The organism is Vreelandella hamiltonii (assembly GCF_014651795.1).
In the GTDB taxonomy this organism is placed as follows: Bacteria; Pseudomonadota; Gammaproteobacteria; order Pseudomonadales; family Halomonadaceae; genus Vreelandella; species Vreelandella hamiltonii.
The window spans coordinates 100,474-114,432 of record NZ_BMXO01000002.1 but is presented as its reverse complement, the minus strand read 5'-3'; the positions used below and the strand labels follow the sequence as shown (position 1 = coordinate 114,432).

The following is a 13,959-nucleotide window of genomic DNA, read 5'->3' as shown; positions in this document are numbered from 1 at the left end:
TTCCTTGCCCGAATCAATGTCACACGCTGTGTTTGCAGCGACGCATTTGCAACAACTGCAGCAACCAACCACCACGAGGGATGCCATGGCGCACCTTAAGACTGCTACGCCACGCCTGGCCTGCGTACTGGCCCTGCTGCTGGGCACTGCTGGCCTCAGCGCGCCAGCGCATAGCACCGACAGCTACCAGCTGCCCACTTTGGGGGGGGCCTCTACCTCGGTGAGCAACGAGGAGTATCGCCTGGGCCGTGCCTGGCTGCGCCAGTTCAGGGCCCATGCACCCCAGTGGCAGGACCCGATCGTCAACGACTACCTGGAAAGCCTGGTGGCCAGGCTGGCACCCCATAGCCAGCTGGGCAGTCTGCAGACGACCACGGTAATGGTCGATAACCGCTCGCTCAACGCCTTTGCCGTGCCCGGTGGCGTGGTAGGCATCAACTCGGGGCTATTTGCCTTTGCCGAGGATGAAGGCGCCTTCATTTCCGTCATCGCCCACGAGCTGGGGCACCTCTCCCAGCGCCACTTTGCGCGCGGCAGCGCCCGGGCAGAACAGACGCAACTGCCCGCCATGGCCGCCATGCTGGCGGGCATGCTGATTGCCGCCAGCGGCGGTGGCGATGCCGGTATCGCCACCGCCATGGGCTCCCAGGCGGCACTGATTCAGGACCAGCTCAGCTACTCGCGGCGCTTCGAGCAGGAAGCCGACCGTGTGGGCCTGCAAGCCATGGCCGCCGCCGGTTACGACCCCGAAGCCATGGTGCGCATGTTTGGCGCCATGCAGCGCATGGCGCGCCTGCAGGGCGGCACGCCCCCGGAATTTCTGCTGACCCACCCGGTCTCCGACAGCCGCTTGAGCGATGCTCAGGCACGGGCAGCACAGCTCAGCGTCGCCAACCGTTATACCAGCGACACGCTGTACGACATGATGCGCGCCCGAGCACTGCTCAGCATTCATCGTAACAGCCCTCAACAAGCAGCTTCTCGCCTCACGCAAGAGGGCGCCGAGGAGCCCGCCCTGCGCTACGTCTCGGCCCTGATCGATGCGCAAAACGGCCAGACCGACCAGGCGCTCCAGACCCTGGATCGGCTGGCCAGCGAGCTGCCGGATTACGCAATGCTGCCCGCCTCGGCCGCCCAGGTAGCCCTGCAGGCCCAGCGCTACGACGATGCCATCCAGCGCAGTCAGCGGCTGCTGCGACTGATGCCCAACTACCTACCCGCCCAGCTCACCCTGGCAGAAGCGCAGCTGCAGCGCGCCCCCCAGGCAGCCTACACGCTGTTGCGAGAGGTCACGGCGCGCCACCCGGACAACCCTCAGGGGTTCAACCTGCTGGCGGAAGCGGCTGGCCGCAGTGGCCACAATGCCTGGGGGCACCTGGCCCGCGCCGAGCATTTGCAGCTCACCGGCAGAATGGATAGCGGTATTCGCCAACTGGGCATCGCCCGAGACGCTGCCCAGCAGGAGAACGACCAGCAGGCGCTGGCGCGCATCGAGCAGCGCCGCGAGGCGTTCATCGAGTACCGAGAGGCGCTGGAAAGGTTTTAGCCGCGCTGCCCAGCCACCGCTCAGCCAAATACGACAAGGCCCGGCGCCAAAGGGCGCCGGGCCTTGTGCATTCACGCCAGGCAGAGCCTATGCGTTGAAGTTCAGCATCCGCTCCAGCGGCTTGAGCGCCTGCTGACGCAAGGCCGCATCGACGAAAATTTCGCCGCTGCCTTCGCGCAGCGCGCCCGCCAGGTTATCCAGCGCGTTCATCGCCATCCACGGGCAGTGGGCACAGCTACGGCAGGTGGCCCCATTGCCTGCGGTCGGCGCTTCGAACAGCGTCTTGCCCGGCACGGCCTGCTGCATCTTGAAGAAGATGCCGCGGTCGGTGGCCACGATCAGCTTGTCGTTGGGCAGCGTTTGCGCAGCCTTGATCAATTGCGAGGTCGAACCGGCCACATCGGCGAGCTTGACGACCGCCTCCGGCGACTCCGGGTGCACCAGCACGGCCGCCTCGGGGTACAGGCGTTTCAGGTCCTCGATCCCCCTGGCCTTGAACTCCTCATGGACGATGCAGGCACCATCCCACATCAGCATGTCGGCGCCGGTTTTTTTCTGGATGTAGCCCCCCAGATGCTTGTCGGGAGCCCAGAGAATTTTTTCCCCCTTGGCCTGCAGGTGCTCGATCACCTCGACGGCGATCGAGGAGGTCACGACCCAGTCGGCACGCGCCTTGACGGCCGCCGAAGTGTTGGCGTAGACCACCACCGTGCGATCCGGGTGGGCATCGCAGAACGCGCTGAATTCGTCGATGGGGCAGCCGATATCCAGTGAGCAGGTGGCCTCCAGGGTGGGCATCAGCACCCGCTTTTCCGGGGAGAGGATCTTGGCCGTCTCGCCCATGAAGCGTACCCCGGCCACCACCAGAGTAGTGGCGTCGTGGCGAGCGCCAAACCGGGCCATTTCGAGGGAGTCTGCCACACAGCCACCGGTCTCTTCGGCCAGCTGTTGAATGGCATCATCGGTATAGTAGTGCGCCACCAGAACGGCGTTGTGGGCCTTGAGCAGCTGTTTGATCTCAGCCACGCGGGCTTCGTCTTCCGCCGGGATGCGCGTTGGGCAGTACGGGCTGGGAAGCGGTGCCTCCAGCGCCACTTGAGAAGTCAGAATAGTCATCGTGTCTACCACTGTGACGAACAGGGAATCCCCCCGTTAAACACCAGTTGCGACGTATGCGCTCCGCATGCGCCGCCCTCGGGGCAACTGGCCGCTGCGTCTGTCGCACTCGCCGGTTGCCGATCTGGCCTGCTATTGCGGGCCAGCGCTGCCGAGCATGATCGACAGCCAAATCCACACATCGTTACAGGTCCATTGTGGTGGACAAGTATTGCCTGCTGCAAGCAGAACCGCACGCTGCAGTGCGGCACGGTTTGCCGATGCACCCTGCCCATCGCCAGGGCAGAACGCGCATAGCAGAACGCCCCTGGCAGCAAGCTACCAGGGGCGTTGAATTTGGTGGGTCGTGTAGGATTCGAACCTACGACCAATTGATTAAAAGTCAACTGCTCTACCAACTGAGCTAACGACCCAAATCCTGCTGCTTTTCTGAGGGCTTTCGCCGCTCTGTACGGCGTTACCGTAGTGTATCACCAGATAACATCGCCGCTGTTCGAATGGTGGGTCGTGTAGGATTCGAACCTACGACCAATTGATTAAAAGTCAACTGCTCTACCAACTGAGCTAACGACCCGTCCGAACGGATGCATATAGTACGGATCACACCCGACAATAGCAAGCCTTTTTTGTCTTTCGTCTAAAAAAACCGCGCGGTGCTCGGTGTCCCCACACCGCGCGGCGAGCATCGCTTAACGACGCTTGGGCTTGCGCATGGCCTGAACCGGGCGACGCTTGTGCTTGTCGCGACTCCAGCGGTTTTTCTCGTCCGGCGTCAGCTCGGGCACCTTGCGGGTTTCCAGGTGGGCCAGGGTCGCCAGATCGTCGACTTCATCCTGGGAAAGCTCTACCCACTCGCCCGCCTTGGCACGCTTGTCGAGGAAGATATTACCGTAGCGCACGCGCTTCAGGCGGCTGACGGTGAGCCCCTGGGACTCCCACAAGCGGCGCACTTCGCGGTTGCGGCCTTCCAGAATCACCACGTGGAACCAGGTGTTGATGCCTTCGCCACCAAACTCCTGCACGTCGGTGAAACGAGCGGGGCCGTCTTCCAGCATGACGCCATCCACCATGGCGACGATATGCTCTCGCTTGACGTCGCCCATGACCCGCACCGCGTACTCACGCTCCACCTGGGTGGAGGGGTGCATCAAGCGGTTGGCCAGTTCACCGTCGGTGGTGAACAGCAGCAGGCCGCTGGTATTGATATCCAGCCGCCCGATGGCAATCCAGCGCTCGCCTTTCAGGCGCGGCAGACGCTCGAAGACCGTGCGACGGCCTTCCGGGTCCTTGCGGGTACACAGCTCGCCTTCCGGCTTGTTGTACATGATGACCCGACGCGGCACTTCTTCTTCCGGGCGCAGCGTGACCGGGCGGTCATCGAAGCTGACCTTGTCGCGGGCTTCCACGCGGTCACCCAGCTTGGCCACCTGACTGTTCACCTTCACCCGGCCATCGGCAATCGCGGTTTCCATTTCACGGCGGGAGCCAAGGCCCGCACGGGCCAGCACTTTCTGCAGCTTTTCGCTGGTGGGCGGCGTGGTGTTGTTACTCTGACTCATGGTCGTCTGACCTCACATCGTTGGTCTGCGTGCCCGCGTCCTCATCTCGACGCTGGGCACGTGCCGCAAGCCGTGCCTCCAGATCGGCAAAGCTCAGCGGCTGGGTTAACGCCGTCTCGGCGTGGGGGTCGGCACTCGCTGCCGACGTGTTCTGATCTTGCTGGGGTGGCGCATCCTGCACGGTTTCGACGGCTTCGTCCAGTGCGACATGCGTCGCAGCGGGCGGTTCCTCAGCCAATGCTTCTTCGTCGGCGGCCACCAGCGTGTGCATAGGCGGCAAGGCATCCAGCGTCTTGAGCCCGAAGTCGTCCAGAAAGCTGCGCGTCGTGGCATACACGGCGGGACGCCCCGGCACGTCGCGGTGCCCGACGATGCGTACCCAGCCCCGCTCCATCAGCGTGCGAATGATCGAGCTGCTGACGCTGACGCCCCGCACTTCCTCGATATCGCCCCGGGTCACCGGCTGGCGATAGGCAATCAGCGCCAGGGTTTCCAGCAGGGCACGGGAGTAGCGCTGGGGGCGCTCATCCCACAAACGCGACACCCAGTGCGACAGCCGCGGGCGAATGCGCAGCTGAAAGCCCGAGGCCGTTTCGACCAGCTCCAGCGCCCCGTCCTCGTGGCGCCGGGCCAACCGCGCGAGGGCGTCGCGCAGCGCCTTGCGAGACGGGCACTCATCCTCCAGAAACAGCGTCTCCAGCCGCTCCACGGGCAGCGGTTCTCCGGCCGCCAGCAGCGCGGCTTCGACAATATCGTCCAACGTGGTGTCTCTCACCGTGACTCCTCGTCAGGTTCGAAGGCAGACTCTTCGTCCGCAGGGTCATCACTTTCCCGCGCAAAGGGGTCCTCGTCTTCATCGGCCAGCGCCGCCTGCCGAGCACGCACATGGATCGGCGACAGCGGCGCGTTCTGGACGATTTCGATCATCGACTCCTTGGCCAGCTCCAGAATGGCCATGAACGTCACGACGACCCCCGCCCGCCCCTCCTCCAGGGAGAACAGCGCTTCGAAGGGGGTATAGCGCCCATGGGTGCCATCTTCGTGCAAGCGCTCCATGATCTTCAGCATGCGCTCCCGGGTCGAGAGCACCTCTCGGCTGATCTGGTGGGCCTGAGCCAGCTCGGCCCGCTTGAGAATGTCCGACAGCGCGCCCAGCAGTTCGTCCAGCTCGACATCGGGGTGAATCACGCGGGTTTCCAGCGGTGGCAGGCCCGCCTGCACGCTGAACCAGTCCCGGCCCACCCTGGGCAGGGCATCCAGCGCTTCAGCGGCCTCCTTGAGACGCTCGTACTCCTGCAGGCGGCGTATCAGCTCCGCCCGGGGGTCCTCTTCTTCCTCGCCTTCCGCCTTGGGGGGGCGCGGCAGCAGCGTGCGTGATTTTATCTCGGCCAGCATGGCCGCCATCAACAGGTACTCACCGGCCAGCTCGATCTCCATGGCCTTCATCATCTCCACGTACTCGATGTACTGATGGGTGATCACCGCCACGTTGATACTCAGAATGTCGAGATTCTGCCGACGAATCAGATACAGCAGCAGATCCAGCGGCCCCTCGAACGCTTCCAGGAAGACCCGTAGCGCCTCGGGGGGAATATAGAGATCTTCCGGCAGCTGCGTAATGGGCTCATCGAACAGGCGCCCAAGGGCCTCTACGGTGGGCTCCACCGTAGAGGGCATCGCGTCTTGATCCGGCACGGCGCTGGGCGTCTCGCTCACGCGGGTCGAGTCCTTGTCAGTTGAAAACGGCAGTGTAACAGCGCTCCATCAACGCGGCATCTCGGCCGCCTCGGCGGCTTTACGATAGCGGCCCTGATAGTCGAACAGCTTGTCGCGGATTTGAAAGTGGCGGCCTACCTTTCTGCCCACCACAAAGTCGGGATGGCGCAGGCGGGACTGGGCAGTCACCACGTCGTCTGGCGTTGCTGGCTGCCACGGCACGCCCGGCGCGCGCAGATGGGCGCGCAAGAAGACCGCATAAAAGGCGCGGCGCTGGGCGGCGGTCTCCAGGGCAAACCATTCACTCAGGCTCGCACCGTCTTCGTCATGGTAGGTCACTTTGAGACGCGGCAGGCCGCGCCCGTTGGTGGTCGCCTCCAGCTGCATGCCGCTCACCCGCAGCACTTTGGCGTCCTTGAGCCGCAGCGCCTCCTTGAGCTTGTCATCGGCATCCACCAGCAGCTTCTCGCAGCCATGGCAGCGGCGGGCAGCGATATCGTTCTCTGCCCCGCACGCATCACAGACCTTGAAGCGAAAGCGAAAGGTGCACTGGCTACGGCGTCCGGCGTCGTCCTCCACCAGCCCCTGGCAGCGGCGGCCAAAATGCTCGATCACCAGCTCGCCGTCGCGCTTGCCCCAGAACAGGTTGGCGTGCCCACACTCGGGGCACTCGACCTGCACCGGCTCGCTATCGCTGTCGGGACGCGGCTCGCCTACCTCAGGGGCATAGAGGTCCCAGGGGTTGCCCGCATAATCCAGTATCAGGCACGCCTCCTTGCCTGGCGAGAGGCGCAGTCCGCGCCCCACGATCTGCTGATAGAGGCTCACCGACTCGGTTGGGCGCAGGATCGCGATCAGATCCACATGCGGGGCATCGAACCCGGTGGTCAATACCGCCACGTTGACCAGATACTTGAGCTTGCGCGCCTTGAACGCATCGATCAGCGCGGTGCGCTCGGCGGAGACCGTCGCACCGGTGATCAGCGCGGATTGGTCGGCAGGCAGATACCCCATGATCTCTTCGGCGTGGGCGACCGTCGCGGCAAAAATCATCACGCCCTGGCAGTCGGCCGACTGCTCGACCACTTGGGCAATGATGCCCGGCGTGGCACGGCTTCCGGCCACCACCCGATTAAGCTCTTCTTCCCGAAACAGCCCGCTGGAAGAGGGAGCAAGCGCCGAGAAGTCGTACCCCTCAATGGCCATGTCCAGCCGCCGAGGAGCGGCCAGAAAACCCTGCTTGACCATCAGGCGCAGCGGCTGTTCGAACACGCAGTCGGTGAAGAAACTCTCTTCTCCCCCGCGCACCATGCCGTGGTAGTGGCGGTGGTAGATAAACCCCTGACCCAGCCGAAAGGGCGTGGCGGTGAGGCCGAGAATCTTCAGCTGCGGGTTTTGGCGCTGCAGATGGTCGATCACCTGGCGGTAGCTGGAATCCTCCTCCAACGACACCCGATGGCACTCGTCGATCACCAGCAGCGTGAAGCTGGCGTCGTTGAACTGCGCCAGGTTGCGCACCACCGACTGCACCGAGCCAAACACCACCTGCCGACTGGCCTCCTTGCGCTTCAACCCGGCGCTGAAGATATCCGCTACCAGGCCATAGGCCTGGTACTTGGCGTGGTTCTGCTCCACCAGCTCGCGAACGTGGGCCAGTACCAGCACCCGCCCACGGGCCAGCCTCGCCAGCTCGGCAATCACCAGCGACTTGCCGCTGCCCGTGGGCAGCACGACCACCGCCGGGTCGCTGGTGGCGCGAAAGTGGTGAACTACCCGCTTGACCGCTTCCTGCTGGTAGGCGCGCAGCTGCGGCGGCGCATCAGGCGAGAAAGGCGGCCCGGAGGCCGCCTTTTCAGGGTATGTCATGGCACACCAGCGTCATGCTGCGCCTGCCCATCAACCCAGCCATACCCGCGCATTGCGGAACAGCCGCAGCCAGGCGCCGTCCTCGGTCCACTCTGCCGGACGCCAGGAGTTGGTCACTGCCCGCGTCACCCGCTCCGGGTGAGGCATCATGATGGTCACACGGCCATCCGGCGTGGTCAGCCCCGTGATCCCCGACGGGGAACCATTGGGGTTGGCCGGATAGCGAGTGGTGACCTGACCGTAATTGTCGATGTAGCGCAGGGCAATTTGGCTGCTCGACTGCATGCTGCGCAGGTGCGCCGTATCGCGGAACTCGGCACGCCCTTCGCCGTGGGCCACGGCGATGGGCAGCGTCGAGCCTTCCATGCCGGCCAGCAGAATCGAGGGGCTTTTCTCTACCCGCACCATGGCCACGCGGGCTTCGAACTGCTCGGATTCGTTGCGCACGAAGCTGGGCCAGTTTTCGGCGCCCGGAATCAGCGTCTTGAGCTGAGACAGCATCTGGCAGCCATTGCACACGCCCAGCGAGAAGCTGTCGTCCCGGGTGAAGAACGCCGCAAACTGCTCGCGGGCGCGTTCGTTGAACAGCACCGACTTGGCCCAGCCGCCGCCTGCCCCCAGCACGTCGCCATAGGAGAAGCCCCCACAAGCCACCAGGCCCTGGAAGGTATCCAGCGAGACACGACCTTCCAGGATGTCGCTCATGTGCACATCCACCGCATCGAACCCGGCCTTGTGGAAGGCCCAGGCCATTTCCACCTGGCCATTGACCCCCTGCTCACGCAGGACGGCCACCGCTGGCTTGGCAGTGTTGACGTAAGGCGCACTGATGTCGTCATTGACATCGAAGGTCGGCGCCGCGCTGAGACCGGGGTCACGCACGTCGAGCAGGTTGTCGAATTCGTTCTTGGCGCATTCGGGGTTATCGCGCAGCGCCTGCAACCGGTAGCTGGTCTCGGCCCAGGTGCGCTGGGTCAGCTGACGGGTGGTTTCCAGCAGCGGCTCTTCGAACAGCGTCACGCGTACCTGATCGTCGTAGCGCGGGCGGGCAATCACCCCGCAGGTTTCGATACCGGCCATGGCGAACTGGGTCAGCACTTCTTCGGTGTGCTGGCGATTGACCTGGATCACCGCCCCCAGCTCTTCTGCAAACAGCGCATTGAAGGCTTCCACCGGCTCGTCGATCAGCCAGTCGAGCTTGATTTCGAGACCGGCATGACCCGCAAAGGCCATCTCCAGCAGCGTCACCAGCAGGCCGCCGTCGCTACGGTCGTGGTAGGCCAGCAGCTTGCCATCCCGGTTCAGGCCCTGAATGACCTCGAAGAACGCTTTCAGGTCTTCCGGGTCGTCCACGTCGGGGCATTCGTCGCCCACCTGGCCATACACCTGGGCCAGCGCCGAGCCGCCCAGCCGGTTCTGGCCGTTGCCCAGGTCGATCAGGATCAGGTCCGACTCATCCTGCTCGAGGTTGATCTGCGGGGTCAGCGTGGCCAGCGCATCGGTGACCGGCGCAAAGCCAGTGACCACCAGCGACAGCGGCGAGGTGATGCTCTTCTCTTCGGCATCATCGCCCTCCTGCCAGGCGGTACGCATCGACATGGAGTCCTTGCCCACCGGCACGGCAATCCCCAGCGCCGGACACAGCTCCATACCGACCGCATGCACGGCGTCGTACAGCGCCTGGTTTTCGCCGGGGTGGTCGGCGGCGCTCATCCAGTTGGCGGAGAGCTTGATGTCCGAGAGCTTGGCGATCGGCGCGGCGGCCAGGTTGGTAATCGCCTCTGCCACCGCCAAACGGGCGCTGGCGGCCGGGTCGATCAGCGCCACCGGCGGGCGCTCGCCCATGGCCATGGCTTCACCGGCATGGGTATCGAAGCTGGCGGTGGTCACTGCCACGTCGGCGACCGGCACCTGCCAGGGGCCGACCATCTGATCACGAGCCACCTGGCCTGTGATCGAACGGTCGCCGATGGTGATCAAAAAGCTTTTCGAGGCCACCGTGGGCAGACGCAGCACCCGGTCCATGGCTTCGCGCAGGTCCAGGTTGTCGAGCATCACGCCGGAAAGCTCGGGCGTCTGGCGCTCGAACGAGCGGGTCATCTTCGGCGGCTTGCCGAACAGCACGCTCATGGGCAAATCGACGGGTTTGGTTTCGAAGTGGCCATCGCGCACTTCCAGATGGTGCTCTGCCTGAGCTTCGCCCACCACCGCATAGGGGCAGCGCTCGCGTTTGCACAGCGCATCGAAGGTGTCGAGGTCTTCCGGGGCCACGGCCAGCACGTAACGTTCCTGGGCTTCGTTGCACCAGATTTCCAGCGGGCTCATGCCCGGCTCGGCGTTGGGCACGGCGCGCAGGTCGAACAGCCCGCCACGGTTACCGTCCTTGACCAGCTCCGGCAGCGCATTGGAGAGACCACCGGCACCCACGTCGTGGATGAAGCGAATGGGGTTTTTCTCACCCATTGCCCAGCAGCGGTCGATCACTTCCTGGGCACGGCGCTCGATTTCTGGGTTTTCCCGCTGCACCGAGGCGAAATCCAGATCGGCGCTCGACTCCCCCGACGCCATGCTGGACGCCGCACCGCCGCCCAGACCGATCAGCATCGCCGGGCCGCCCATCACGATCAGCTTGCCGCCCACCGGAATCTCGCCCTTCTGGACGTGCTGGGCACGAATGTTGCCGTACCCACCGGCAATCATGATCGGCTTGTGGTAACCGCGACGCTCGATGCCATTGGCACTGAGGGCATCCTGCTCGTAGGTGCGGAAGTAGCCGGTCAGGTTGGGGCGGCCGAACTCGTTATTGAAAGCCGCGCCACCAATCGGGCCTTCCAGCATGATGTTGAGCGCCGACTGCATGCGCTCGGGTTTGCCGTAATCGAAGGCCTCCCAGGGCTGCACGAACTCGGGGATACGCAGGTTTGAAACGGTGAAACCCGCCAGGCCCGCCTTCGGCTTGCCGCCGATACCGGTGGCGCCTTCGTCTCGGATCTCGCCGCCGGAGCCGGTGGCCGCCCCCGGGAAAGGCGCAATCGCCGTGGGGTGGTTGTGGGTTTCCACCTTCATCAGGATATGGATGGGCTCCTGATGAGCATCGTAGTGAGCGCGCTCACCCTCTGCGCCGGTCAGCGGCGTGGGGAAGAAACGACCGCCGTGACTGCCCTTGATCACCGCCGCGTTGTCACTGTAGGCCGACAGCACGTTGTCCGGTGAGGTGGCAAAGGTGTTCTTGATCATCTTGAACAGCGAATGGCTCTGGGCCTCGCCGTCGATGATCCAGTCCGCGTTGAAGATCTTGTGGCGGCAGTGCTCCGAGTTCGCCTGGGCAAACATCATCAGCTCCACGTCGCTGGGGTTGCGCCCCAGCTCGACGAAGGCCGCCACCAGATAGTCGATCTCGTCGTCTGCCAGCGCCAGGCCCAGCTCCCGATTGGCGACTTCCAGCGCGGCACGCCCGCCCTCCAGAATATCCACGCTGCCCAGCGGTGCCGGTGAGTGGTGGGCAAACAGCTGGCTGGCCGCCGCCGTGTCGGCCAGCACGTTTTCGGTCATGCGGTCGTGGAGCAGTGCACCGATGGCGTCCCACTGCTCTGCCGTGGCCGTGCCACGCAATGCAACACGGTAGTCGACGCCGCGCTCGATGCGATGGATCTGGCTCAGCCCGCAGTTATGGGCGATGTCCGTGGCTTTGGAAGACCAGGGCGACTGGGTGCCCAGGCGCGGCACCACCAGAAAACGCAGGGCTTGTTCGAGGGGTTCCTGGGCGGCTTGGCTGCCGTAATCGAGCAGCTTGGCCAGCCGTTCCTGGGAGGCGGTATCGAGCTCTTCGTGGTGGTCAATGAAGTGGACGTAGTGGGCGGACAGCGCTTCCACCTCTGGAACACATTCACGCAACACCGTTAGCAGCCGTTCATGACGGAAGGCAGAAAGGGCGGGCGCGCCTCGAAGTTCGAGCATATCTGGGAGCCTCTAAAGCAGGAAGAGTCGAGCAGGAAATCACCGGGCCGCTAAGCGACCGACACACGGACTGCGCACTATGATACTGGAAAGCGGCGGCCACACGAAATCAACAAGGTGACACGGCGATAAAGGCTGGGTATCGTGGCAGCTCGTTCCACGCCGACAAGACACCATGCCGACATTGATTTGCCGACATTTTAGCGCCTTTTATCGGGCATATTTCGCGATGATCGCGACTTTGTTGCTGGTTTTGATCCCGCGCCCATCGACCTTTCCCGACGGCGAACACCTCACCCGCGTGCTGGCCAAAGACTTCATCACCGTACATACCCGCAATACTCCCACCACCTACTACGAAGGCCGCCAGGGGCCAACCGGGTTCGAATACGAACTGATGCACCGCTTTGCGGACTCCCTCGGGGTCAGCCTCAATCTGAATGCCAGCCACCATCCGGACGGCGTCTTGCCTGCCGTGCGCGAACAGGGTGACCTGGGGGCAGCCGCGCTGCCGCTGATGGCCGACACCCCCGGCATTCACTACACGCGCCCGATCATCGAGATGCAGCCACTGGTGGTCTATCGGCGCGGCCTGTATGGCATCAACGCACCCGAAGACCTCGTCGGCTTGTCCATCGGCACGCTGAGCGAAGCGGGCACCAGCGATGCTCTGAAAGCCCTGCAAAGCGACTATCCCAGCCTGAGCTGGAAGGAGTCCAACGAACTGGAAGTGGCCGAGCTGATGGCCCGAGTCGAGAACGGCACCCTGGATGCGGCCATCATCTTCGACCACCAGTTCCGCCTGAACCGGCTGTTCTTTCCCAATGTCGAACGCGGTTTCTATCTGGGCGAGCCCCTCTCGCTGGTCTGGGCGCTGCCCAGCGGCCGAGGGCTGGGTCTACTCGACGCGGCCAACCAGTTCCTGCAGGAGCTGCATGAAAACGGCACCCTGGACCGTCTGATCAGCCGCTATTTTGGCCATGACGATTACCTGGAGTACGTGGGCACGCGCACATTTCTGGACCACCTGGATGAACGCCTGCCCCGCTACACCGAGCTCTTCAAGCAGGCCGCCCGAGACACGGGGTTCGACTGGAAACTGCTGGCCGCCGTGGGCTACCAGGAGTCCCACTGGGACCCTAACGCCGTCTCCCCCACGGGGGTGCGGGGCCTAATGATGCTGACCAACCCTACGGCCAGCGAGATGGGCGTTTCGGACCGCACCGATGCCGCCCAGAGCATCGACGGCGGAGCCCGCTATCTGCGCAGCATCAAGGACCGCTTACCGGACAGCATCACCGGCGAAGACCGCCTCTATATGGCCATGGCGGCTTACAACGTGGGGCTTGGCCACCTTTATGATGCCCGCAACATTGCCGAACGACGCGGCGGCGACCCCAACCTGTGGCAGGACGTGCGTGCCGCGCTGCCACTGCTGCAGCAGCGCGAGTGGCATAGCCAGACGCGCCACGGGTACGCCCGTGGCGGGGAGCCAGTGATCTACGTGCGCAACATTCGCCGCTACTACGAAATGATCGAATACGTGGAGCGCAGTCGACAGCAGTTTTTCCAACTGGAGCAGACACCGGCCAGTGAAGAGCCGCTGCTGCTGTTCGAGATCGTGCCGCCGCTCACCCCGTGATACCGGGGACGGCGCTAGCGCTTGTCGGCAAAGAACTGCTTGAGCAGCTTGCTGGCTTGCGCCGCCAGCACCCCGCCGGTGACGTCGACATGGTGATTGAACCAAGGCTGGGCGAGCAGATTGGCCTTTGACTCCACCATTCCCGCCCGTGGCTCGGCGGCAGCGTACACCAGCCGCTGAATGCGGGCATGCACCATGGTGCCGGTGCACATCATGCAGGGCTCCAGGGTCACGTAGAGCGTACAGCCCTCCAGACGGTAGTTGCCCAGCCGCTGCCCGGCATCGCGCAGCGCACGCACTTCCGCATGGCCACTGGGGTCGCAGCTGGACAGCGGCGCATTGTGGCCCACCCCGACGATCTCCCCCCCGGCGTCCACCACCACGGCCCCCACCGGCACCTCTCCGGCGGCCATCGCCAGGTGCGCTTGGTCCAGCGCGCGGTGCATGTAAAATTCATCGCTGCGTATCAAGACAAACTCCGTTAAGGTAGCAAAACGATCGTTTCAATGGCGTGATCGCCAAACGCTGAGGGCGGCCTCCTCAGTGATCAAGCAGAC

9 protein-coding genes and 2 tRNA genes are annotated in these 13,959 nt (G+C 64.1%); 2 read left to right on the top strand and 9 right to left on the bottom strand.

Annotation, left to right across the window (positions count from 1 at the left end; genetic code table 11):
• The first annotated feature begins 85 nt into the window (after positions 1-85).
• Entirely contained in the window at positions 86-1,546 is a 1,461-nt protein-coding gene (locus tag IE061_RS03900) for a M48 family metalloprotease (RefSeq protein WP_193461025.1), read from the top strand.
• An 87-nt stretch (positions 1,547-1,633) separates the two neighbouring features.
• On the opposite strand, the gene nadA is transcribed toward IE061_RS03900, so the two are convergent.
• The 8 genes from nadA to purL form a co-directional block, all read right to left on the bottom strand.
• Positions 1,634-2,662 (bottom strand): quinolinate synthase NadA, encoded by a 1,029-nt coding sequence (gene nadA, locus IE061_RS03895; protein WP_016916150.1) that lies wholly within the window; start codon positions 2,660-2,662, stop codon positions 1,634-1,636.
• Positions 2,663-2,999: 337 nt separating this feature from the next.
• Positions 3,000-3,075, bottom strand: a tRNA-Lys gene (locus tag IE061_RS03890).
• 85 nt (positions 3,076-3,160) lie between these two features.
• A tRNA-Lys gene (locus tag IE061_RS03885) sits at positions 3,161-3,236 on the bottom strand.
• A gap of 115 nt (positions 3,237-3,351) precedes the next feature.
• Positions 3,352-4,221, bottom strand: a complete 870-nt coding sequence (rluB, locus tag IE061_RS03880; protein WP_016916149.1) for a 23S rRNA pseudouridine(2605) synthase RluB — start codon at positions 4,219-4,221, stop codon at positions 3,352-3,354.
• Positions 4,208-4,996, bottom strand: coding sequence for an SMC-Scp complex subunit ScpB (gene scpB, locus IE061_RS03875; RefSeq protein WP_096921466.1), 789 nt, complete (start codon positions 4,994-4,996; stop codon positions 4,208-4,210). Before scpB ends, rluB begins: the two co-directional genes overlap by 14 nt.
• Positions 4,993-5,937: a segregation and condensation protein A gene (locus tag IE061_RS03870; RefSeq protein ID WP_189462511.1), complete on the bottom strand. Its 945-nt coding sequence runs from the start codon at positions 5,935-5,937 to the stop codon at positions 4,993-4,995. The genes scpB and IE061_RS03870 overlap by 4 nt, the downstream gene beginning before the upstream one ends.
• A gap of 48 nt (positions 5,938-5,985) precedes the next feature.
• Positions 5,986-7,803 carry a DEAD/DEAH box helicase gene (locus tag IE061_RS03865; RefSeq protein WP_189462510.1) on the bottom strand — a complete coding sequence of 606 codons (1,818 nt, stop codon included), beginning with the start codon at positions 7,801-7,803 and terminating at the stop codon, positions 5,986-5,988.
• A 30-nt stretch (positions 7,804-7,833) separates the two neighbouring features.
• Positions 7,834-11,760 (bottom strand): phosphoribosylformylglycinamidine synthase, encoded by a 3,927-nt coding sequence (gene purL / locus IE061_RS03860; protein ID WP_039181630.1) that lies wholly within the window; start codon positions 11,758-11,760, stop codon positions 7,834-7,836.
• 175 nt (positions 11,761-11,935) lie between these two features.
• Here purL and mltF point away from each other — a divergent pair, with 175 nt between their 5' ends.
• Positions 11,936-13,402: a membrane-bound lytic murein transglycosylase MltF gene (gene mltF, locus IE061_RS03855; RefSeq protein ID WP_039181633.1), complete on the top strand. Its 1,467-nt coding sequence runs from the start codon at positions 11,936-11,938 to the stop codon at positions 13,400-13,402.
• Positions 13,403-13,416: 14 nt separating this feature from the next.
• Here mltF and tadA read toward each other — a convergent pair whose 3' ends face one another.
• The gene (gene tadA / locus IE061_RS03850; protein WP_230478377.1) at positions 13,417-13,869 is read right to left on the bottom strand and encodes a tRNA adenosine(34) deaminase TadA; all 453 of its coding nucleotides are present in this window, start codon (positions 13,867-13,869) and stop codon (positions 13,417-13,419) included.
• Positions 13,870-13,959: the final 90 nt, after the last annotated feature.

Bases quoted from the DNA above. Each gene is read 5' to 3' on its own strand.
- IE061_RS03900 (WP_193461025.1), top strand. From the start codon at position 86: ATGGCGCACCTTAAGACTGCTACGCCACGCCTGGCCTGCGTACTGGCC.
- purL (WP_039181630.1), bottom strand. From the start codon at position 11,760: ATGCTCGAACTTCGAGGCGCGCCCGCCCTTTCTGCCTTCCGTCATGAA.
- IE061_RS03865 (WP_189462510.1), bottom strand. From the start codon at position 7,803: ATGACATACCCTGAAAAGGCGGCCTCCGGGCCGCCTTTCTCGCCTGAT.
- nadA (WP_016916150.1), bottom strand. From the start codon at position 2,662: ATGACTATTCTGACTTCTCAAGTGGCGCTGGAGGCACCGCTTCCCAGC.
- mltF (WP_039181633.1), top strand. From the start codon at position 11,936: ATGCCGACATTGATTTGCCGACATTTTAGCGCCTTTTATCGGGCATAT.
- rluB (WP_016916149.1), bottom strand. From the start codon at position 4,221: ATGAGTCAGAGTAACAACACCACGCCGCCCACCAGCGAAAAGCTGCAG.